Source organism: Acidovorax sp. GW821-FHT11A03 (assembly GCF_058809075.1).
This window is the reverse complement of sequence record NZ_JBXASG010000013.1, coordinates 87,443-108,002: the sequence shown is the minus strand read 5'-3', so window position 1 is coordinate 108,002 and position 20,560 is coordinate 87,443. Positions and strand designations below refer to the sequence as shown.

The following is a 20,560-nucleotide window of genomic DNA, read 5'->3' as shown; positions in this document are numbered from 1 at the left end:
GGAGACCCCTGTGACCCGCTACCCTGTGCCCTCGCTCGACAGCCTGCCCGAAGACATCCGCGTCCGCATCCTCGAAGTGCAGGAGAAGGCTGGCTTCATCCCCAACGTGTTCCTGGCGTTTGCCCGGCGCCCGGCCGAGTGGCGCGCGTTTTTTGCGTACCACGATGCGCTCATGCTCAAGGAAGAAGGCAGCCTCACCAAGGGCGAGCGCGAGATGATCGTCACCACCACCAGCGCCGCCAACCAGTGCCTGTACTGCGTGGTGGCGCATGGCGCCATCCTGCGCATCTACGAAAAGAAGCCTTTCCTGGCCGACCAGGTGGCGGTCAACCACCGCAAGGCCGACATCACGCCGCGCCAGCGCGCCATGCTCGACTTCGCGATGAAGGTCTGCGAACGCTCGCACGAGATCGAGGATGCCGACTTCGCCGCGCTGCACGCCCACGGCTTCGACGACGAGGACATCTGGGACATCGCGGCCATCACCGCGTTCTTCGGCCTGTCCAACCGCATGGCCAGCTTCGCGGGCATGCTGCCCAATCCCGAGTTCTACCTGATGGGCCGCGTGCCCAAGGCCAAGCCGGCCGCCTGACGCCATGCGCGCCGCGCCCGGAGCCTTGCTGCTGGCACTCGCCTTCACGGCGGGTGCGGCGCGGTGCGCCGGGTTCGGGCCTCCCGCCGGAACGCTGGCCGTGCACCCACTGCCCTTGGCCGTGCCCCCCGGTGCGCTGTCGCCGCTGCTGTCGTCCACGCTCTACCGCAGCGGGGACGAGGCACCGGCCTACTACCTGGGCGCGGGCGTGGGCATACCACGGCTGCAGATCGCGGACTCCCCCGGCGCCACGGCATGGAAGGTGGTGCCTGACACGGACTGCGCCCACCTGGAACCGGTGCCCGTCGCAGCGCTGCAGGCACCGGCCGTGCAGCCCGTCATGGTGCGGCAGAACCCGCTGCCCATGGACTGCGCGGCCGTATTCGAGGGCAGTTGCACCAGCCGCGACGGCCAGCTGCGCATCGCCACCACGTTCCAGGGCACGCACCGCAAGGCCCGCGTGGGCGGCGGCTTCTTCGGCACCGAAGGCCGCATCGACAGCACTTTCTATACGGGCGTGCGCACCCTGGCCATCGAACACCGGCCAACGGGCCGGATGCTGCGCATGCAGGAAAGCCTGTCCGACACCAATGGCTACAGCGCACCACAGACCGCGGTCCGCTACCTGCCCGAGTTGCGGCGGGTGCTGCTGCTGGGCGCAGCGCAGGAGCGCGGCGTGCCGCTGGCCCACTGCATCGCGCTGCCGGCCGATTGAGCCCGCGGGCCGTCCGCCACCGCCTCAGCTGACCATCGCCCGCATCCAGTCAGGCAGTTCCGTGGCCTTCTGCTGCGGAAAATCCACCCAGATCGTCGTGGCGCCGCCCGCGGCGCAGACCACGCCCGGCTGGTCCGCCCGCTCCATCGTGCCCCAGGTCTCGAACGTGGTGCGGCCCGGATCGCTCACATAGAGCTTGAGCAGCACGTCGGCCGGGTATTCGAGCTGGCGGTAGAAGTTGCAGAAGGCGTTGACGATCACCGGGCCCTGCCCGCGCGGGTCGGGGTTGCAGCCCACGGACACCATCCAGTCGATGCGCGCCGTTTCCAGGTAGCGGAAATACACGGTGTTGTTCACATGGCCCATGGCGTCCATGTCGCCCCAGCGCACGGGAAAGCGCATTTCATGGACGAGTTTCTTGACCTCAGGGATTTCGATCTTCATCGTTGACTCAGTTGTTTGCACGATCACGGCCTACGCAGCTGGCGCGCCCCACCCAACACCCATGCCACCGTGGAACTGGCCCCGCCAGACCGCGGGGTGGAGTCTCCCTCAGGGAGAAGGCGCGCAGCGACTCAGGGGGAACCTATACCGCAAAACCGTCGTCCGCCGCAATGACCGCGCCGTTGATGAAATGGCTCTGGTCGCTGGCCAGCATCACCAGCAGCGCGTCCAGGTCTTGCGCGTTTCCCACGCGCTTGCGGGGCAGCATGTCGATGAGCTTCTTGCCCTGCTCGGTGTTCCAGTGGTGGTGGTTGATCTCGGTGTCGATGTAGCCGGGGCAGATCGCGTTCACGTTGATGCCGAACTTGCCCCACTCCATGGCCATGGCCTTGGTCATCTGCACCACGGCGGCCTTGCTCATGCAGTAGGCGCCGATCTGCGGCAGCACCTTGAGTCCGGCCATCGAGGCGATGTTGATGATGCGCCCGCCCGTGAAGCTGCCTGGCGCGGCGCCGCGCGAGCGGGCCAGCATGCGCTTGCCCACCTCCTGCGCGACGAAGAACGCACCCTTCACGTTGGTGTCGAAGATGAAGTCGTAGTCCTCGGGCGTCACGTCCTGGATGCGCTGCGTGGTGCTCACGCCCGAGTTGTTCACGAGGATGTCGATGGAGCCCATCTCCGTCTCGGCATGCGCCACGGCGGACTTGATCGAGGCATGGTCCGTCACGTCGAGTTCGATCACATGGGCATCGCCGCCCTCGCCTTCGATGCGTGCGCGCAGTTCCTTGAGCTTTTCGACCCGGCGGCTGGCCAGCACGACACCCGCCCCTGCACGCGCCAGCGTGCGCGCAAACTGTGCGCCCAGGCCGCTGGAGGCGCCCGTGATGAAGGCCACGCGGCCGGACAAGTCGATGCTGTAAGCCATTTAGAGTTTCCCCACTGATCAAAATAGAACGGTCGTTCGATTGTCTCTATTCCGTGAATACAATCAGTCGCCAGCCAGACAGGGCATTGCACCCTGCTCTGTAGAAAATAGCCCATTATCAAACGCCCGACGAGAAGCCCATGACAAACGAAGAAATCATCGCCCAGTATGGTCCCCGTGAATCGATGGAATACGACGTGGTGGTCGTTGGCGGCGGCCCCGGCGGCCTGGCCACCGCGATCCGCCTGAAGCAGTTGGCCGCTGAAAAAGGCCAGGATGTCTCGGTGGTGGTGCTGGAAAAAGGCTCCGAGCCCGGCGCGCACATCCTCTCGGGCGCCATCATGGACCCCAAGGCGCTCTCCGAGCTGATTCCCGACTGGAAAAAGCGCGGCGCCCCGCTGAACCAGCCGGTGACCGATGACGCCTACATCTTCCTGTCGGAAAAGTCGGGCTTTCGTGTCCCCAACGTCTTCCTGCCGCCGTTCGCGCAGAACCACGGTAACTACATCGTTCGCCTGGGCGACGTGACCAAGTGGATGGCCGAGCAGGCCGAGGCGCTGGGCGTGGAGATCTTCCCCGGCTTCGCAGCCGCCGAGGTGCTCTACAACGACAACGGTTCCGTCAAGGGCGTGGCCACCGGCAACATGGGTGTCGGCAAGGACGGCGAGCCCACCGAGAACTTCCAGCTGGGCATGGAACTGCTGGGCAAGTACACCGTGTTCGCCGAAGGCGCACGCGGCCACCTGGGCCGCCAGCTGATCGCGCGCTACAAGCTGGACGCAGACCGCGACCCGCAAAGCTTCGGCATCGGCGTGAAGGAGCTGTGGGAGATCGACCCCAAGAAGCACCAGCCCGGCTTCGTGATGCACACCGCCGGCTGGCCCATGGAGAACGATACCTACGGCGGCGCGTTCCTGTACCACCTGGACGACAACAAGGTCGCGCTCGGTTTCGTGACCGGCCTGGGCTACCAGAACCCCTACCTCAGCCCGTTCGAGGAATTCCAGCGCTGGAAGACGCACCCGAACGTCCGCTACTACTTCGAGAACGACAAGGGCGAGATCACCGCCAAGCGCCTGTCGTATGGCGCGCGCGCCATCAACGCCAGCGGCATCAACGCCCTGCCCAAGACCATCTTCCCGGGCGGCGCGCTCGTGGGCTGCAACGCGGGCTACCTGAACGTGGGCCGCATCAAGGGCAGCCACGCCGCCATCAAGACCGGCATGCTGGCCGCGGAGGCAGCCTACGACGCCATCGTGGCCGGCCGCCAGCACGACGAACTCAAGGCCTACCCCGAGGCATTCGAGGCCAGCTGGCTCTACACCGAGCTGAACAAGGACCGCAACTTCAAGAACTGGTTCAAGTACGGCCTGACCACGGCCACGCTGATGAACGGTTTCGAGCAGTTCGTGCTGCGCGGCCACATCCCCTGGACCCTGCACCGCGACAAGCCCGACCACGCCTACCTGAAGCCCGCGGCAGAGTGCAAGCCTATCGTCTACCCCAAGCCCGATGGCAAGCTCACGTTCGACCGCCTCTCCAGCGTGTTCATCAGCAACACCAACCACGAAGAGAACCAGCCGGCCCACCTCACGCTCAAGGACGCGAGCGTGCCGGTCAACATCAACCTGGCCAAGTACGCCGGCCCCGAGGCCCGCTACTGCCCGGCGGGTGTGTACGAGTTCGTGCCCGACACCGCCAAGGGCGGCGATGCGCAGCGCCTGCAGATCAACGCGCAGAACTGCGTGCACTGCAAGACCTGCGACATCAAGGACCCGACGCAGAACATCGTGTGGGTCACGCCCGAGGGCGGCGGCGGCCCCAACTACTCGGGCATGTAACTATAAAAATCATAGCGCCTTACGCTTGATGGGCCTGCGCTGCAGGCCTTTTTTATTGGATTTTCCAAACTCAAACCGCTGCACGAACGAGCTGGAACTGCCCCATGGCCTGCGCCAGCCGGTGCGCCTGGTCCTGGAGGCTCTGCGCGGCCGCCGCGCCCTCTTCCACCAGCGCGGCGTTCTGCTGCGTCATGTGGTCGAGCTGGTCCACCGCCTGGCTCACCTGGCCGATCTGCGTGCTCTGTTCGGTGCTGGCCTCGTTGATCTCGGACATCAGCGCGGTCACGCGCTCCACGCTGCGGACGATGTCGTCCATGGTGGAGCCCGCGGTCACCACCAGCCTCGCGCCGTCGCTCACCTTGTCCACGCTGTCGGCGATCAGCGCCTTGATCTCGCGCGCCGCGTTGGCGCTGCGCCCGGCCAGGCCCCGCACCTCGCTGGCCACCACGGCGAATCCGCGGCCCTGCTCACCGGCACGGGCCGCCTCCACCGCCGCGTTCAACGCCAGGATGTTGGTCTGGAACGCGATGCCGTCGATGATGCCCACGATGTCGGCGATCTTCTGGCTGCTGGCATTGATCTCTTCCATCGTCGTGACCACCTGGCCGACCACCTCGCCACCTTTGCTGGCCACCCCCTTGGCATTGCGCGCCAGCGCATGGGCCTGGCCGGTGCTGTCGGCATTGGCCGCCACCATCTGCGCCAGCTGGGCAATGCTCGCCGCCGTCTGCTGCAGGCTGCTGGCCGCATGCTCGGTGCGCGCGCTCAGGTCGGTGTTGCCCGCCGCCACCTCGGAGCTGGCCACGTGGATGGAATCGCCCGCGTCGCGCACCTCGGTCACCACATAGTGCAAGGACTCGACCATGGCGTTGAGCGCGGTGAGCAACTGCCCGATCTCGTCCGTGCGGCGGGTCTCCAGGTGCACCGTGAGATCGCCGTTCGCCACCTGCGCGGCGGCCTCGCACGCCTGGCGCAGCGGCAGCACGATGGAGCGCCGCAGCAGCCACCCGAACAACCCCGACAGGCCCACCACCACCAGCACGGCGATGGCGCTGATCCATTGCGCGCGCAATGCGTCGGCGACCATGGTGTCGGCCGCCGCCAGCGATGACTGCTCCGACGCATCGAGCAACAGGTCGATCGCCTGCAGGTAGCGCGTGAGCGCTGCGGCATGGTCCTGCAGCTCCTTCTGGCTGATCACCTTGGACTCCAGGGCGTTCTGCACCAGCGTGTCGCGCAGTGCCGCGTATTGCTGGCGCTGCGCCTGGGCCGCCGCCCACAGGGGCTTGGTGTGCTCGGCGGTGGAAGCACCGGCCAGCGCCGCCTCGATGCGCCCGCGCATGGCGTCTTCATCCGCCAGCTGCTTGCGCAGCTCGGCCACCAGGGGGAAAACGTCGGACGACACCGTGGCGCGCAGCGCGATCTGGCCGATGGTGACGGACTGCGTCTTCCAGTCGCGCACCGAGCGCTCGATGGGCAGCTGCTCACCCGCAAGCAGAGCGGCCTGGCGGCGGGTGCCCTCGCCTGTCATCCAGGTCATCGCACCCAGCAGGGCCACCGCGCAGCCCAGCAGGCCAAAGCTGGTGGCGAGCTTCTGGCCCACGCTCAGGTTGCGCCGCCGGGGGGGCGCCGCGGTGCCGCCGCCGGCGGTGCGCGCCGACGCCTGGGCCCGTGGCGAAGCCCTTGCCTGGGCGGGCAATGCCGACGCGGTGGTGGCAGGCAGATAGCTCATGAAAATCCCTTCCCTGGTTCAACATGCGCCCCACGGGGGCGGCTGGCGTGCAGGAACGCAAGCGCCGTGCCTGCCCCTGGCCGCTGCGTTCCTGCCCCGGCTCAATGCGCCGCACATTCCCCATAGCCGCCGCCGCCGGGCGTGGAGATCTCGAACACATCGCCCGGCTCCATGAGCGCGGCGCCGATGTGGCCCAGTTCCTCAACCTGACCATTGGCGCGCAGCACCCGGTTGGACCCGGCGCGGCCCGGCTGGCCGCCTGCCATGCCAAAGGCGGGATTGAGCCGGCCGTTGGACAGGATGCTGGCGGTCATGGCCTGCAGAAAGCGCACGCGCCGCACGCCGCCATCGCCGCCGGCCCAGCGCCCGGCGCCGCCGGACCCGCGCTGGATCTCGTAGCTGTCGAGCACCACCGGGAAGCGGAACTCCAGCACCTCGGGGTCGGTCAGGCGCGAGTTGGTCATGTGGGTCTGGACCACGCTGGTGCCGTCGAACCCGCGCACCGTGCGGCCCGAGGCATCGAACACCGCGCCCGCGCCGCTGCCGCCGGCGATGGTTTCGTAGTACTGGTACTGCGCGTTGCCAAAGGTGAAGTTGTTCATGGTGGGCTGGCTGCCCGCCATCACGCCCAAGGCGCCGAACAGCGCATTGGTGATGCAGGTGGAGGTCTCCACATTGCCCGCCACCACCGAGGCCGGCGGGTTGGGGTTGAGCATGGAGCCCTGCGGGATGAGGACCTGCAAGGGCTTCAAGCACCCGGCATTGAGCGGAATGTCGTCGTCCACCAGCGTGCGGAACACGTACAGCACCGCGGCCATGCACACTGCACGCGGCGCGTTGAAGTTGTTGGTCTGCTGCGCGCTGGTGCCCGCGAAGTCGATCACCGCGCTGCGCTCGGCCACGTTGACCTTGACCGATACGCTGATCTGCGCGCCGTTGTCGAGTGGCAGGGTGAACTGCCCGTCATTGAGCTGCGTGATCACGCGGCGCACCGATTCTTCGGCGTTGTCCTGCACATGGCGCATGTAGGCCTGCACGACGGGAAGGCCGAACTGCTCCACCATCTTCGCGAGCTCCTGCACGCCCTTTTCGTTGGCCGCGATCTGCGCGCGCAGGTCGGCCAGGTTCTGCTCTGGGTTGCGGCTCGGGTACGCCGTGGTGCCGCCGCCCGTGGCCAGCAGGGTGCGCACCTCCTCTTCCAGGAAGATGCCGCGGTCCACCAGCTTCACGTTGTTGATCTGCACGCCCTCTTCGTCGATGCGCGTGGAAAACGGCGGCATCGATCCCGGCGTGGTGCCGCCGATGTCCGCATGGTGGCCCCGGCTGCCGACGTAGAACGTGGGCTCAGCGCCTTCGGCCACGTACACCGGCGTGATCACCGTCACATCGGGCAGATGGGTGCCGCCATGGTAGGGGTCGTTGAGCATGAACACATCGCCGGGGTGCATCTTGCCGGTGTTCTCGCGGATCACCGTCTTGATGCTCTCGCCCATCGAACCCAGGTGCACCGGCATGTGCGGCGCGTTGGCGATCAGGTTGCCGGTGGCATCGAACAGCGCGCAGCTGAAGTCCAGCCGCTCCTTGATGTTCACCGAGTACGCGGTGTTCTGCAGCTGCAGGCCCATCTGCTCGGCGATGTTCATGAACAGGTTGTTGAACACCTCCAGCAGCACCGGGTCCACCGTGGTGCCGGCGGCGTACTGCACCTTGCGCGCGGTCACGCGGTCCAGCACCAGGTGGTCCAGGTCGGTCAGGCGCGCCGACCAGCCCGGCTCCACCACGGTGGTGGTGTTCTTCTCGGCAATGATGGCGGGGCCGGGGACCACGTCGCCAGGGCGCAGGTCCTCGCGCACCACCAGGGCTGCGTCGTGCCACTCGCTGCCCGAATACATCTTCACCGTCTCGCGCAGCGGGTGCTTGCGGTGGGCGTGCACCGGCAGGCGCGGCTCTGCGGGCGCATCGCCGGCGATCACCGCCTCGACCGACACGGCCTCCACCACCAGGCCCTTGCCCACCATCAGGAAGGCAAAGCGCTGGCGGTACGCCGCTTCGAAGGCGGACTGGATGGCCGCCATGTCGCCGAAGGGCACGATCAGCGCCGAGTCGGTGCCCTCGTAGCGCACATGCACGTTGTGGCGCACCTGCACGGGGTTGGCGCTGACCTGCTGGCGCTCCAGCTCGGCCTGGGCGGCAGAGCCCAGCGTGTCCAGGCGCTCGGCGATCAGGGGCAGCACCTCGGCGGCCAGCGGCATCTCCACCGCCTGCTCGCGGATCACGTTCTGGTCCGCCAGGCCCATGCCGTAGGCGCTGAGCACCCCCGCCAGCGGGTGCACGAACACCCGCGTCATGCCCAGGGCGTCGGCCACCAGGCAGGCGTGCTGGCCGCCCGCGCCGCCAAAGCACTGCAGCGTGTAGCGCGTGACGTCGTAGCCGCGCGCCACGCTGATCTTCTTGATCGCGTTGGCCATCTGCTGCACGGCGATCTGGATGAAGCCTTCGGCCACTTCCTCGGGCTTGCGCCGGGTCTGCGTGGCGATGTCCTGAAACCGTGCGCGCACCGCGTCGGCGTCCAGCGTCTCATTGGCGGCCGGGCCGAACACGCTGGGGAAGTAGCGTGGCTGCACCTTGCCGACCATCACGTTCGCGTCCGTCACGGCCAGCGGGCCACCCCGGCGGTAGCTGACGGGGCCGGGGTTGGCGCCCGCGCTCTCCGGGCCCACGCGGAACCGCGAGCCGTCGTACGCCAGCACCGAGCCGCCGCCGGCCGCCACCGTGTGGATGCTCATCATGGGCGCGCGCATGCGTACACCCGCCACATGAGTCTCGAACTCGCGCTCGAACGCACCGGCGTAGTGGCTCACGTCGGTGGACGTGCCGCCCATGTCGAAGCCGATGACCTTCTCGTGCCCCGCCAGGCCCGCCGTGCGCGCCATGCCCACGATGCCGCCCGCGGGGCCCGACAGGATGGCGTCCTTGCCCTGGAAGGTGCCCGCATCGGTCAGGCCGCCCGACGACTGCATGAAGAACAGCTTGACGCCCGGCATCTCGCTGGCCACCTGGTCCACGTAGCGGCGCAGGATGGGCGAGAGGTATGCATCCACCACCGTGGTGTCGCCCCGGCTCACGAACTTCATCATGGGGCTGGTTTCGTGCGATGTGCTGATCTGCGTGAACCCCACCGACAGGGCGATGCGCTGCGCCGCCTTTTCGTGCTGCGCGTAGCGGTAGCCGTGCATGAACACGATGGCCACGCTGCGCAGGCCGCGCCCATAGGCGGCCAGCAGGTCGCCCCGGAGCGTGGCTTCATCCAGCAGCTGCAGCACGTCCCCCCGGGCGCCCATGCGCTCGCGGGCCTCGATCACGTCGCTGTACAGCAGCTCGGGCAGCTGGATGTGGCGGTCGAAGAGGCGTGGGCGGTTCTGGTACGCGATGCGCAGCGCGTCGCGAAAGCCGCGCGTGGTGACCAGCAGCGTGGGCTCGCCCTTGCGCTCCAGCAGCGCGTTGGTGGCCACCGTGGTGCCCATCTTCACGCACTCCACTTGCGCTGGCGTGACCGGCTCGCCGGGTTTCAGCCCCAGCAGGTGCCGTATGCCCGCCACCGCCGCGTCCTTGTACTGCTCGGGGTTTTCGGACAGCAGCTTGTGGGTGGTGAGCGACCCATCGGGCCGCTTGGCCACGATGTCGGTGAAAGTGCCGCCCCGGTCGATCCAGAACTGCCAGCGGTTGCCAGCCGGTGCGGTGGTCACTGTAGAGGGAACTTGCATGGTGATGAGACTCACTGGTTAACGTTGAAAGTAGTACGGAATGAAAATCTTGTTGGCCTCATTGCCGACGGACTGCACCCACTCGCGGGAGAAGCGTTCTCCCAGGCGCCGGAGTTCGGAGTCCAACTCGGCAGGGGCGCGGTCCACCTTGATGCCCCTGCGCTGAAGTTCGGCCACCGACTCTTCGGCCACCGCCGCGCTCAGGGCCCAGCCGCGCGCCTCGGCCTGCGCGGCGGCCTGGACCACCGCCTCGCGCACGCTGGCGGGCAGCGCATCGAAGGCCTGCTGGTTGACAAAAACGATGTTCTTGGGAAACCAGGCGTTGATGCCGTAGTACTGCCGGATCTGGCCCCAGACCTGGTTTTCCACCCCGGTCAGGGCCGAGGTGATCATGGAGTCGAGCTTGCCCGCCGACAGCGCCTTGTTGACGTCGACCATGGGCACATCCACCGGCGTGGCGCCCAGCATTTGCGCGATGCGCACCGTGGCGGGGTTGTACGTGCGCATGCGGGTGCCCTTGAAATCGGCCGATGAGCGCACGGGTGCAACGCTCAGGAGCCCCTGCGGCGGCCAGGGCACGGCGTACAGCGCCTTGATGCCCTTGGCCGCAAGGTGCGTGTCGATCAAAGGCCGCTGCAGGTCCCACAGGCGGCGCGCATCGGCATAGCTGTGCACCACGAAGGGCACGGCATCGGCCCCGGCGATGGGCATGTCTGCCACCAGGCTGGTCATGATGGTCTCGCCCGCCTGGGCCTTGCCGCCCTGCACTGCGGCCGGAATGTCCGCCAGCCTGGCCAGCGTGTTGTTGGCGTGCACCTCGATGCGCAGGGCGCCTGAGGATGCGCGCTCCACATCCTGCGCAAACTGGACGATGTTGCGCGTGTGGAACGACTCCACCCGGTAGCCGGTGGCCAGCTTCCACTGTGTCTGGGCGTGCAGCGCCGGGGCCACGGCGAGCGCGGCCAGCAAGACCATCTTCATGGCAAGCTCCTGTTGGGGGATGAGGGGCCGGCGCGGGGGCCGGCAGACACAGGGGAAAACGGGCCGACGCAGGCCGCGGTTGCTACTTCGGCTGGCCCATCACGAGGTCAGGGACGATGGTGACGATCTGCGGGAAGACCGTGATCAGGCCGATGCACACCACCAGACACAGGAAGAACGGTATGGCCGCCTTGGCGATCAGGTTGCTGTCCTTGCCGGTCATGTTCTGCAGCACGAAGAGGTTGAAACCGACGGGCGGCGTGACCTCGGCGATCTCGACCAGCAGGATCACGAAGATGCCGAACCAGATGAGATCGAACCCGGCCTTCTCGACCATGGGCATCACGACCGCAGCGGTCAGCACGATCATGCTGATGCCGTCGAGCGCGGTGCCCAGCACCAGGTACACGCCCACCAGGCAGGCGATCAGCGCGTAGGGCGACAGGTGCATCGAATCGACCCATTCGGCCAGCTCGCGCGGTATGCCGGTAAAGGCCATGGTCTTGGTGAGGAACGCGGCGCCCGCCAGGATGAACATGATCATGCAGCTGGTGCGCGCCGAGCCCGCCAGGCCTTCCTTGAAGTTCTGCCAGGTCAGCGCCCTGCACCATGCGGCCAGTGCCAGGGCACCCACCACACCGTAGGCCGCGCACTCGGTGGCCGTCGCCCAGCCGGCCACCAGGGACCAGCAGATGAACACGATCAGCAGCGCACAGGGAATCAGGTTGCGCGACAGATACAGCTTTTCGCGGAAGGTGGTGGGCGGCTCGTCGGCAGGCATGAGCTGCTTGTTGCGCACGGACCACCAGGCGATGTAGCCCGAGAACAGCAGCATCAGCAGCAAGCCGGGCAAGAAGCCCGCCAGGAAGATGCGGATGATGGAGGCATCGGCCGCCACGGCGTACACCACCATGGTGATGGACGGCGGAATCAGGATACCGAGCGTGCCTGCCGTGGCCAGCGAACCGATCGCGATGCTCTCGTTGTAACCGCGCTTCTTGAGCGCAGGCAGCGAGACCTTGGCGATGGTGGCGCAGGTGGCCGCCGACGAACCCGACACCGAGCCGAAGATGCCGCAGCCCAGGATGGTGGTGTGGAACAGCCGGCCGGGCACACGGCTCAGCCAGGGGGCGAGGCCGCTGAACATGTCCTCGCTCAGCCGGGTGCGAAACAGGATCTCCCCCATCCAGATGAACAGGGGAAGCGCCGCCAGCTCCCAGCTCGCGTTGCTCTCCCAGAAGGCCGAAAAGAGGTTCAGCCCGGGCTGGCTGCTGGTGAAGAAGGCCTGGCCGACCCAGCCGCAGATGGCCAGCGTCATGGCGATCCAGACACCGCCGGACAGCATGAGCAGCATGAGCAGCAGCAGGAAGGCGCCGATGGAAAGAATGTCCATGGGGATGCTCCTTAAAGATCCGAAGAAAAGTCGCCCTTGGCGTGGCGCTCTTCCACCAGCCGCACAAAGGTAGGCACGCCGCCCTGCACCACGATCCACCACTCATCGACCACGGCGACGAGAAAGAGCACGGAGCCCAGCGCAAAGCTCATCTGCGGAATCCAGATGGGAATCGCCCACAGGCCCTGGGCCAGTTCCTTGAACTGCCAGCTTTCGTAGGTGAAGACACAGGCCCACCAGGTGAGGTAGCCGATGGCCACGGCCGCGACGGTCAGGCAGGCCACCTCGTACTTGCGGCGCGTGGCGGGAGACAGTTTCTCCAGCACCAGCGTCACGCGCACGAAATCGCCGTGCTTGAAGGCATGGGCCATGGTCAGGAAGGCCGCTGCGGCACACAGCCAGGCCACCACATCGTTGATGGCGCCGGTCGGAAAGCCGAACTGGCGCCCGAGCGACTGGACCACCATCAGCACGCAGATGATGGCGATGCAGGCAGCCCCGACGGCGCCGGCGGCCAGGTACGCGCCGTCCAGCGCGCGCCGCAGCACGTGCGGCGGCATGGCCAGGGCCGGGGGAGCATCGCCCGCAATGGCCGATGTAGGAGGCATGAGGGACATGGCGGCCTGCTCACTTCTTGCCGTTGTAGGCATCGATGACAGCCTTGCCGTCATCGCCCGCGGTCTTGATCCAGTCGGCCGTCATGCGCTCACCCACGGTCTTGAGCTCCTTCTTGAGGTTCTCGGCGCTCACGTCCACCTGCATGCCCTTGGCGGCCAGTTCCTTGAGGTACTCCTGGTCCTTTTGCTCGCTCAGCGCCCAGCCGCGCTGCTCGGCAATCGCGGCCTGCGCCAGCACCGCGTCCTGGGTGGCCTTGTCCAGGCTGTCGAAGGCCTTCTGGTTCACCACCACGGCATTGCGCGGCAGCCAGGCCGCCACGCCGTAGAAGTACTTCACGCTTTCGTAGAGCTTGCTGTCCACGCCGCTGGCGCTGGAGGTGAGGAAGTTGTCCACGGTGCCCGTGGCCAGCGCCGCCGACAGCTCGGCCAGCTGGATCGTCACCGGCTGCGCGCCGATGAGGTTGGCGATGACCGACGTGGCCGGGTTGTAGGCCCGCATCTTGGTGCCCTTGAGGTCCTTGAGGGCCGTGACAGGCTTCACCGAATACAGGCTCTGCGCCGGCCATGGCACGGTGTAGAGCAGCTTCATGCCCTGGGCCCCCAGCGTCTTGACCAGCAGCGGGCGCGAGGCCTGGTCCAGGCGCTTGGAGTCCGCATAGCTCGTGGCAAGGAACGGAATGGAGTCCACACCGTAGACCGCCGCCTCGTTGGCAGCGCCGGAAAGGATGAACTCGCCGATCGCCACCTGCCCGGACTGCACGGTGCGCTTGATTTCATTGGCCTTGAACAGCGATGCGTTGGGGTGCACCGTGATCTTGAGCTTGCCGCCGCTGGCCTTGCCCACGTCCTGCACGAACTGCTGCAGGTTCTGCACCTGGAAGGTGTTGACGGCATAGCCCGAGGGCAGGTCCCACCTGGTCTCGGCATGGGCCAGGCATGCGGCGGCCGCGGCGCACAGGCCGAACATCATTTTCTTCATGGGGAAACTCCTTGGTTAAAAGCTGGCGAGGTGGTGATTGAGAAGGTCGGTGACCAACATGCACCCTGGGGAATGGGTGATGCAGAACGCGGGCTGGGCGTTCAGGATGGCGGACTGTGGCGTGACGCCGCAGGCCCAGAAGACAGGAATCTCGCCGGGCATCAGCGGCACGGCGTCGCCGTAGTCGGGTTCTGCGATGTCCGCAATGCCGATGAGCGCAGGGTCGCCGATGTGCACCGGCGCGCCATGCACGTTGGGAAAGCGCGATGTGACCTGCACCGCACGGATCACGTCGGCCGCAGGCATGGGCCGCATGGAGACCACCATGGCGCCCCCGAAGGGCCCTGCCGGCTGCGTGGCAATGTTCGTGCGGTACATCGCCACGTTCTTGCCTTCGTTGATGTGGCGCAGGCTGATGCCGGACTCCTGCAGCGCGGACTCGAACGAGAACGAGCAGCCGAGGATGAAGGTCACGAGGTCGGGGCGCCACAGGTCGGCGATGTCTGAGACCTCCTGCGTGAGCTCGCCGTGGCGCCAGACGCGGTACTGCGGCACGTCGCTGCGGATGTCGATGCCGCCCCCGAGCGTGGGCAGCGCGAACTGGCCGGGCTCGCTCACCGCCAGCACCGGGCAGGGCTTGGGGTTGCGCTGACAAAAGCGCAGGAAGTCGCCCGCCTGCACTTCAGGCAGGATCACCAGGTTGCCCTGCACCCGGCCATGGGCCAGGCCGCTGGTGTGTGATGCCCAGCCGCCGCGCCGGATCACGCTGCGCACATGGACGGGGTCGTCGATGCCCTCGGACCCAAAAACCGCCAGCGCTTTTTCTTGAACTGAATCCACCGTGTTTCCTTGTCGTGGGAAATGCCATTCGTCTGGCGTTGGGCGGATTGTGTTGGGGGGTGGCAGGCGCTGGCAAATTCAAAAAATTTTGCTCAGGTCATCGATTTTTTCGATGCACTTCATTGGGGCAAGGAGAACCAAGTTGGTGCCAAGGGATTACCCTGATATCCGCTTCAGGGTTAACCCCAGGGTGTTGTGGAGCGCCCGCCACGGGGACGGTTGCGATGGCGACACCGAGGCACTGCGGCATCCGCAGATGCATGGCCCTGGGCCGTGAAGTGGCACGCCTGTGCTCGGGTGCCCTGTGCCTCTCAGGACCGCGGGGCGCTGCTTCTTTTGCGGGGAGTGCGGGTGGGCCCCTTGGGCCCCGGCTGGATGTTCTCGATGAAGTCGATCGAGGAGCGAACGATGGCTTCCATCGCGGGCGAGGAAGGATCCTCGCGGTAGCTCACGTGGATGGGCAGGGGCTTGAGCACGGTGTCGCACGCCAGGGCGCGCAGGTCTGGGAACGCCAGCATGCGTTCCACCGCCAGGCGCGGCAGCGTGGCCACGCCGAAGCCGCCCTGCACCAGCTGCACCATCGCCGAAATGGACGACACCGTGTGCACGCGGCGCGGCTCCACCTGCGCATTGCGAAAGGTGTCGAGCAGGTACACGTGCGGCTGCGAGCCGCGCTGGAAGGTGAGGATGTCCGTGTCGGCAAAATCATCGAGCACATAGCGGCGCTTGCGGTGGATATTGCCGTTGCCCACGAACACCATCTCCATGGGCGTCACCGCCTGGCTGCGCATGCCGTCGGCCGATGCAGGCAGCGCCGCGAACACGACGTCGAGCGAGCCCCGCCGGATCTGATCGAGCAGCACGGGCGTGGACTCGACCGTGAGCTCGAGCTCCAGCAAGGGGTTGTCCTTGCGCAGCTGCTCCACCCATGGAATGAGCCAGGAGTGCAGCACCGATTCGATGGCGCCCAGCCGGATCGACACCTCCAGCGGCCCGCCCGATCCCATCTCGGTCTTGAGCTGGCGCTGCAGCTCCAGCATGCGCTTGGCGTAGGTCAGAAACCGTGTGCCGGCCACGGTGAGCTTGAAGTGCTTGTCGCGCCGGTCCAGCAGCAACACACCCAGCTCCTCCTCCAGCGCGGCGATGCGGCTGGACATGGCCGACTGCGTGAGAAACAGCTTTTCCGCGGCGCGCGTGACACTTTTGAGGGAGGCCACCCAGTAGAAGGCTTCGACGAAACGCAGGTTCATGGCGAGGGGTCCCAGGGCATCACTGACGAATGGCTGACGGGGCGCGCGCACCGCCTTGGTGCGCAGGAGCGCGCCAGGCTGGGTGGCGTCATGCCGTCCGGTGCAAAAACGGCGCCATTCTGCAACGGCCGACTCCACAGCACTTTTTGCCGGCAGGAAAAAAGAGGCCACGGCGCAACGCCTGGTGACCCAGGGCATGGCGCGCCGTGCGCGCCGCCAGCGCAGTGCATGGACGACACGGATCAGGACCATCGATGTCCGAACCCCTCCCTCTGCACTGCAGCGCCACGCTGAGGCGAATCAGCCCGCAAACAGTGGCAGGTCTGCCTTCTTGAGCGTGCGCAGCACGAAGCTCGAGCGGCTGTGGCGTATGCCCTTGATCTTGTAGAGCTTCTCGCGCAGCAGGCGCTCGTAGTCGCGCGTGTCCTTGACCACGATGCGCAGCAGATAGTCATAGTCGCCGGAGACCAGATGCGCCTCGATCACCTCGGGAATGCTGGCCAGCGTTTCGCCAAACTTTTCAAGCGTGTTGTCCGAATGGCTGTCCAGCGTGACCTGCACGAGCACCGTGTCCGCCAGGTCCAGCGACTGCGGGTTGATGCGCACGGTGTAGCCCTGGATGACACCGGCCTCTTCCATCTTCTTGATGCGGCCCCAGCACGGCGAAGCGCTCAGGCCCACCGCCTGGCCGATCTCCTGCAGGCTGGCACGGGCGTTTCCCTGAAGCACAGCGAGAATTTTTCTGTCAAGACGATCCATGGCCACAATTATTCATGAATATCACCATATGCAGCAAATTTTTCTGCAAATTTGAAAATTCAAGCGAAACATGGAAAGAACTGCTGCGCCTCGCAGCGCATACTTTGGACATCAAGGCGCTCTTACCGGAGCGCACAAACTGACAGGGCCCCGGAATGGTTACCGCCAGACCGGGGCGCTTGACAAGCAAGCACCTACCTTCGCGGCCGCCCGGCTGCCCCTCCCCCCCTCCCCCTTGCCTGGCCCAGGCCAGCAGCCTGCCTTTGTCGCCCCGGCGACGATTGCCTCCTTCCAGCGCGTTAATAAGCACGCTTACCAGCACAAACCCCGATGCCCGGGGCCATGCTGCAGCGCCATAATTTTCAGGACCGCCAACCCATGCTGCCAGCACCCTTTCCGCTGGTGCGTGCAAGGGGGCGCGGCAAGAAACATACTCACAGGAGACACCATGCAATTGACTTCCCTCGCTGCGGGCCTGGGCCTTGCGCTCGGCTTGATGGCCACCGCCAGCGCGCAGACCACCACGCTCAAGATCGGCTACGCCACGGCGCCCGATTCGCACTACGGCGTGGGCTCCAAGGTCTTCTGCGACGAAGTCGAGAAAGGCACGCAGGGGCGCTACAAGTGCCAGTACTTCCCCAACTCCGCGCTGGGCGGCGAGCGCGAGCAGATCGAGGCCATCCAGCTCGGCACGCAGGACCTGGTGAACACCTCCACCGGCCCCGTGGGCAATTTCGTGCCCGAAGTGAAGATCGTGGACATCCCCTTCCTGTTCCGCGACTACGACCATGCGCGCAAGGTGATGGACGGCCCCATCGGCCAGGACATCCTGACCAAGTTCCCGAGCAAGGGCATCATCGCGCTGGCCTGGACGGAGAACGGTTTCCGCCACATGACCAACAGCAAGCGCGACATCGTCAAGCCCGAGGACGCCAAGGGCCTGAAGATGCGCACCATGGAGAACAAGGTGCACATGGACGGCTACCGCACCTTCGGCATCCTGCCCACGCCCATGGCCTTCCCCGAGCTGTTCGGCGCCATGCAGCAGGGCACGGTGGACGGCCAGGAGAACCCCATCCCCGTGATCCTGTCGGCCAAGTTCTCGCAGGTGCAAAAGCACCTGTCGCTCACCGGCCACGTGTACTCGCCGGCGCTGCTGCTGCTCTCGCCCAAGGTCTGGAACAAGCTCAATGACGCGGACAAGAAGGTCTTTACCGATGCCGCCAAGAGCGCCTCGGTGGCCCAGCGCAAGAAGGTCAACGACGACGAGAACAACGGCATCGCCCTGCTGGAGCAGCAAGGCATGAAGGTCACCAAGACGGTGGACGGCGCGGCCTTCCGCGAAGCCCTCAAGCCCGCCTATGTGGGCTACGCCAAGGAGTTCGGCGCCGACAACATCAAGAAGATCCAGGACGTTCGTTAACTCTTTTGAGCGACTCACACAGCCCTCCTGGCGTCGTTGTTGCGTCTTGCCGTACTGGTTGTACTGTCTGCGACGCAACGCCTAGCCAGGACCGCTTCGCTGGGCTGTGTGAGCCGCTCTTGACCCGCGCCCCGCATCGCCCGGCCCACACAAGGCGCCGGGCGCTTTTGCTTTGACCCTGCACGCCCTTGTCCAAGACCGTCCCGTGAAAACCTTCGAACGCTATTTTCTGGCCGCCAACCGCTGGGCATTGATCCTGCTGCTGGCGGCCATGTCCATCATCATCTTCACCAACGTGGTGATGCGCTACGTCACCCACAACTCGCTCGAATGGGCCGAGGAGGTGTCGCGCCACATGATGATCTGGCTGACCTTCCTGGGCGCCGGCCCCGTGCTGCGCTATGGCGGCCACATCGCGGTGGAGAACCTGCAGGATGCCCTGCCCCGCGCGGGCGCCATCGCCCTGCGTGCCGTGGTCGCGGCCTTGCTGTTCGCCTTCTTCGGCTTCATGGTCTGGTACGGCTGGCTGTACATGCAGCGCACCATGTTCCAGATGACGGCCGTGACGCAGATCCCGTTCGCCTACATCTACAGCGCCATGCTGATCGGCGGCGTGCTGCTGATCGTGCACTTTTTGTTCATCGTGCGCGGCTACGTGCTCGACCGCAACTTTGCGGCCGATGAACACTTCGATGCGAATGCGAGTGCCTCCCTATGAGCGCGTCCATCATCCTCATCGTTTCGGCCTGCCTGTTCCTGGCCATGGGCGTGCCCGTGGCGTTTGCGCTGGGCCTGGCCACCGCGGCCACGCTGATCCTGGCCGAGAGCTACCCGCTGATGGTGCTGCTCAAGGAAACCTTCACCGGCATCGACAGCTTTCCACTGATGGCCGTGCCCTTCTTCATCCTCGCGGCCGAACTCATGAGCGGCGGCTCGCTGACCGAGGTGCTGCTGAGGTTTGCCGGGCAGTTCGTGGGCCACAAGCGCGGCGGGCTGGGCTACACCAACGTGGTCTCGCTGACCTTCTTCTCAGGCATCTCGGGCTCGGCGCTGGCCGATGCGGCGGGGCCGGGGTCGATGCTGATCCGCATGATGGACAAGGCCGGCTACGACCGTTCGTACGCGGCGGCTCTCACGGCCTCGACGGCCATCGTCGGGCCCATCATCCCGCCGTCCATCATCATGATCATCTATGCGCTGCAGGATGAAACGGTGTCGGTGGGTGCGCTGTTCGTGGCCGGCCTGCTGCCGGGCCTGCTGATCGCGGTGGCCATGTGCGTCGTGAACTTCCACGTCTCCAAGAAGCGCAACTACAAGGGCGACGGCCGGATGCCGCCGCTGGCCGAGATCCTGCAGACCACCTGGAAGGCGCTGCCCGCCATTTTGCTGCCGGTGGTGATCCTGGGCGGCATGCGCGCCGGCTGGTTCACGCCCACCGAGGCCTCGGTGGTGGCGGTGTTCTATGCGCTGGTGTGCGGCAAGTTCGTCTACCGCACGCTGCAGTGGAAGGCGCTGCCCGACATCCTGGCACGCTCGGCCCTGCTGTCGGCCTCGGTGCTGATCATCATCGGGCTGTCGGCCGCGTTCGCGTGGATCCTGACCATCGAGGGCATTCCGCAGCAGATGGCCGACTGGCTGGTGGGCATGAACCTCTCGCCGTGGATGTTCCTCATCATCGTGAACATCTTCCTGCTGCTGTTCGGCATCTTCATCGAGCCGCTGCCGGGCGTGATGGTGCTGGCGCCCATCCTCGCGCCCGTGGCCGTGAAGCTGGGAATCGACCCCATCCACTTCGCGATGGTGGTGATCTACAACCTCACGCTGGGGATGATCACGCCGCCCGTGGGCGGGCTGCTGTTCGTCACCTGCAACGTCTCGCGCGTACCGATGTCGCAACTGGTGCGCGAGCTGGTGCCCTTCCTTTGGGCGCATGGCGTGGTGCTGGTGGTGCTGACCTTCATCCCGCAGCTGTCGACCTGGCTGCCGAAGGTGCTCGGGTTCATCAAATAGCGTCTGCGCGGCTTCAGCCAGCGGATATACTGGCGACCGTCAGGAGAGAGCCCCTTCCTTCAACGAAAGGGGCCGCCGAAGGCGCAGGCAGCAGCCGAACGCTCAGGCAAAAGGACTGGCAACCGCCCGCAGTGATGCGGGCGTTCCCTTGCTGGAGAGAGATGGACCGTGCAGCACGGCACCCATCCACCGAAGGAGCAAGCCGCGCGGCCAGCCAGGGCGCTGCGGTGAATCTCTCAGGTAAAGCGGACAGCAGGGCAAATCCCGCGACCCATGGGGCCGCGGCCACCATTTG

At 66.2% G+C, this 20,560-nt stretch carries 18 protein-coding genes and 2 riboswitches; of the genes, 7 read left to right on the top strand and 11 right to left on the bottom strand.

Annotated elements, in window-relative coordinates:
• Nucleotides 1-10 precede the first annotated feature (10 nt).
• Both AC1RVY_RS26205 and AC1RVY_RS26200 read left to right on the top strand, forming a co-directional pair.
• A complete protein-coding gene (locus AC1RVY_RS26205) occupies nucleotides 11-592 on the top strand; it encodes a peroxidase-related enzyme (protein WP_218295207.1) in 582 nt (193 codons plus the stop codon).
• Between the two features lie 4 nt (nucleotides 593-596).
• A complete protein-coding gene (locus AC1RVY_RS26200; RefSeq protein WP_492809054.1) occupies nucleotides 597-1,307 on the top strand; it encodes a hypothetical protein in 711 nt (236 codons plus the stop codon).
• A 24-nt stretch (nucleotides 1,308-1,331) separates the two neighbouring features.
• Here the strand turns inward: AC1RVY_RS26200 and AC1RVY_RS26195 are convergent, their stop codons facing one another.
• The gene (locus AC1RVY_RS26195) at nucleotides 1,332-1,751 is read right to left on the bottom strand and encodes an acyl-CoA thioesterase (protein ID WP_492255281.1); all 420 of its coding nucleotides are present in this window, start codon (nucleotides 1,749-1,751) and stop codon (nucleotides 1,332-1,334) included.
• A 142-nt stretch (nucleotides 1,752-1,893) separates the two neighbouring features.
• Nucleotides 1,894-2,676, bottom strand: a complete 783-nt coding sequence (locus AC1RVY_RS26190; protein ID WP_218295210.1) for an SDR family oxidoreductase — start codon at nucleotides 2,674-2,676, stop codon at nucleotides 1,894-1,896.
• Between the two features lie 140 nt (nucleotides 2,677-2,816).
• Here AC1RVY_RS26190 and AC1RVY_RS26185 point away from each other — a divergent pair, with 140 nt between their 5' ends.
• A complete protein-coding gene (locus AC1RVY_RS26185; RefSeq protein WP_218295211.1) occupies nucleotides 2,817-4,517 on the top strand; it encodes an electron transfer flavoprotein-ubiquinone oxidoreductase in 1,701 nt (566 codons plus the stop codon).
• 70 nt (nucleotides 4,518-4,587) lie between these two features.
• On the opposite strand, the gene AC1RVY_RS26180 is transcribed toward AC1RVY_RS26185, so the two are convergent.
• The 7 genes from AC1RVY_RS26180 to AC1RVY_RS26150 all read right to left on the bottom strand — a co-directional run bounded on the left by AC1RVY_RS26180 (nucleotide 4,588) and on the right by AC1RVY_RS26150 (nucleotide 14,799).
• The gene (locus AC1RVY_RS26180; RefSeq protein WP_492809051.1) at nucleotides 4,588-6,249 is read right to left on the bottom strand and encodes a methyl-accepting chemotaxis protein; all 1,662 of its coding nucleotides are present in this window, start codon (nucleotides 6,247-6,249) and stop codon (nucleotides 4,588-4,590) included.
• A 101-nt stretch (nucleotides 6,250-6,350) separates the two neighbouring features.
• Entirely contained in the window at nucleotides 6,351-10,013 is a 3,663-nt protein-coding gene (locus AC1RVY_RS26175) for a hydantoinase B/oxoprolinase family protein (protein WP_492809049.1), read from the bottom strand.
• Between the two features lie 18 nt (nucleotides 10,014-10,031).
• On the bottom strand, nucleotides 10,032-10,994 hold the full coding sequence (locus AC1RVY_RS26170) for a TRAP transporter substrate-binding protein (RefSeq protein WP_218295214.1): 963 nt from the start codon (nucleotides 10,992-10,994) through the stop codon (nucleotides 10,032-10,034).
• A gap of 82 nt (nucleotides 10,995-11,076) precedes the next feature.
• Nucleotides 11,077-12,387, bottom strand: coding sequence for a TRAP transporter large permease (locus AC1RVY_RS26165; RefSeq protein WP_218295215.1), 1,311 nt, complete (start codon nucleotides 12,385-12,387; stop codon nucleotides 11,077-11,079).
• A gap of 11 nt (nucleotides 12,388-12,398) precedes the next feature.
• A complete protein-coding gene (locus tag AC1RVY_RS26160) occupies nucleotides 12,399-12,947 on the bottom strand; it encodes a TRAP transporter small permease subunit (protein WP_492809073.1) in 549 nt (182 codons plus the stop codon).
• Nucleotides 12,948-13,014: 67 nt separating this feature from the next.
• Nucleotides 13,015-13,983, bottom strand: coding sequence for a TRAP transporter substrate-binding protein (locus AC1RVY_RS26155; RefSeq protein WP_218338719.1), 969 nt, complete (start codon nucleotides 13,981-13,983; stop codon nucleotides 13,015-13,017).
• 15 nt (nucleotides 13,984-13,998) lie between these two features.
• Nucleotides 13,999-14,799: a putative hydro-lyase gene (locus AC1RVY_RS26150; protein WP_492809071.1), complete on the bottom strand. Its 801-nt coding sequence runs from the start codon at nucleotides 14,797-14,799 to the stop codon at nucleotides 13,999-14,001.
• A 45-nt stretch (nucleotides 14,800-14,844) separates the two neighbouring features.
• Between AC1RVY_RS26150 and AC1RVY_RS26145 the strand changes: the two genes are divergently transcribed.
• Complete coding sequence (locus AC1RVY_RS26145) at nucleotides 14,845-14,988, top strand: hypothetical protein (RefSeq protein WP_492809046.1); 144 nt, start codon at nucleotides 14,845-14,847, stop codon at nucleotides 14,986-14,988.
• A 146-nt stretch (nucleotides 14,989-15,134) separates the two neighbouring features.
• Here the strand turns inward: AC1RVY_RS26145 and AC1RVY_RS26140 are convergent, their stop codons facing one another.
• The gene (locus AC1RVY_RS26140) at nucleotides 15,135-16,073 is read right to left on the bottom strand and encodes a LysR family transcriptional regulator (RefSeq protein ID WP_255590818.1); all 939 of its coding nucleotides are present in this window, start codon (nucleotides 16,071-16,073) and stop codon (nucleotides 15,135-15,137) included.
• Nucleotides 16,074-16,373: 300 nt separating this feature from the next.
• Nucleotides 16,374-16,832 (bottom strand): Lrp/AsnC family transcriptional regulator, encoded by a 459-nt coding sequence (locus tag AC1RVY_RS26135; protein WP_218338721.1) that lies wholly within the window; start codon nucleotides 16,830-16,832, stop codon nucleotides 16,374-16,376.
• A 448-nt stretch (nucleotides 16,833-17,280) separates the two neighbouring features.
• Between AC1RVY_RS26135 and AC1RVY_RS26130 the strand changes: the two genes are divergently transcribed.
• The 3 genes from AC1RVY_RS26130 (at nucleotide 17,281) to AC1RVY_RS26120 (ending at nucleotide 20,265) form a co-directional block, all read left to right on the top strand.
• Nucleotides 17,281-18,255, top strand: coding sequence for a TRAP transporter substrate-binding protein (locus tag AC1RVY_RS26130; RefSeq protein ID WP_218295219.1), 975 nt, complete (start codon nucleotides 17,281-17,283; stop codon nucleotides 18,253-18,255).
• A 205-nt stretch (nucleotides 18,256-18,460) separates the two neighbouring features.
• Nucleotides 18,461-18,973 carry a TRAP transporter small permease gene (locus tag AC1RVY_RS26125; protein ID WP_218295220.1) on the top strand — a complete coding sequence of 171 codons (513 nt, stop codon included), beginning with the start codon at nucleotides 18,461-18,463 and terminating at the stop codon, nucleotides 18,971-18,973.
• Complete coding sequence (locus AC1RVY_RS26120) at nucleotides 18,970-20,265, top strand: TRAP transporter large permease (RefSeq protein WP_218295221.1); 1,296 nt, start codon at nucleotides 18,970-18,972, stop codon at nucleotides 20,263-20,265. Before AC1RVY_RS26125 ends, AC1RVY_RS26120 begins: the two co-directional genes overlap by 4 nt.
• A 30-nt stretch (nucleotides 20,266-20,295) precedes the next feature.
• Nucleotides 20,296-20,393, top strand: a riboswitch (glycine riboswitch).
• A gap of 13 nt (nucleotides 20,394-20,406) precedes the next feature.
• Nucleotides 20,407-20,528, top strand: a riboswitch (glycine riboswitch).
• Nucleotides 20,529-20,560: the final 32 nt, after the last annotated feature.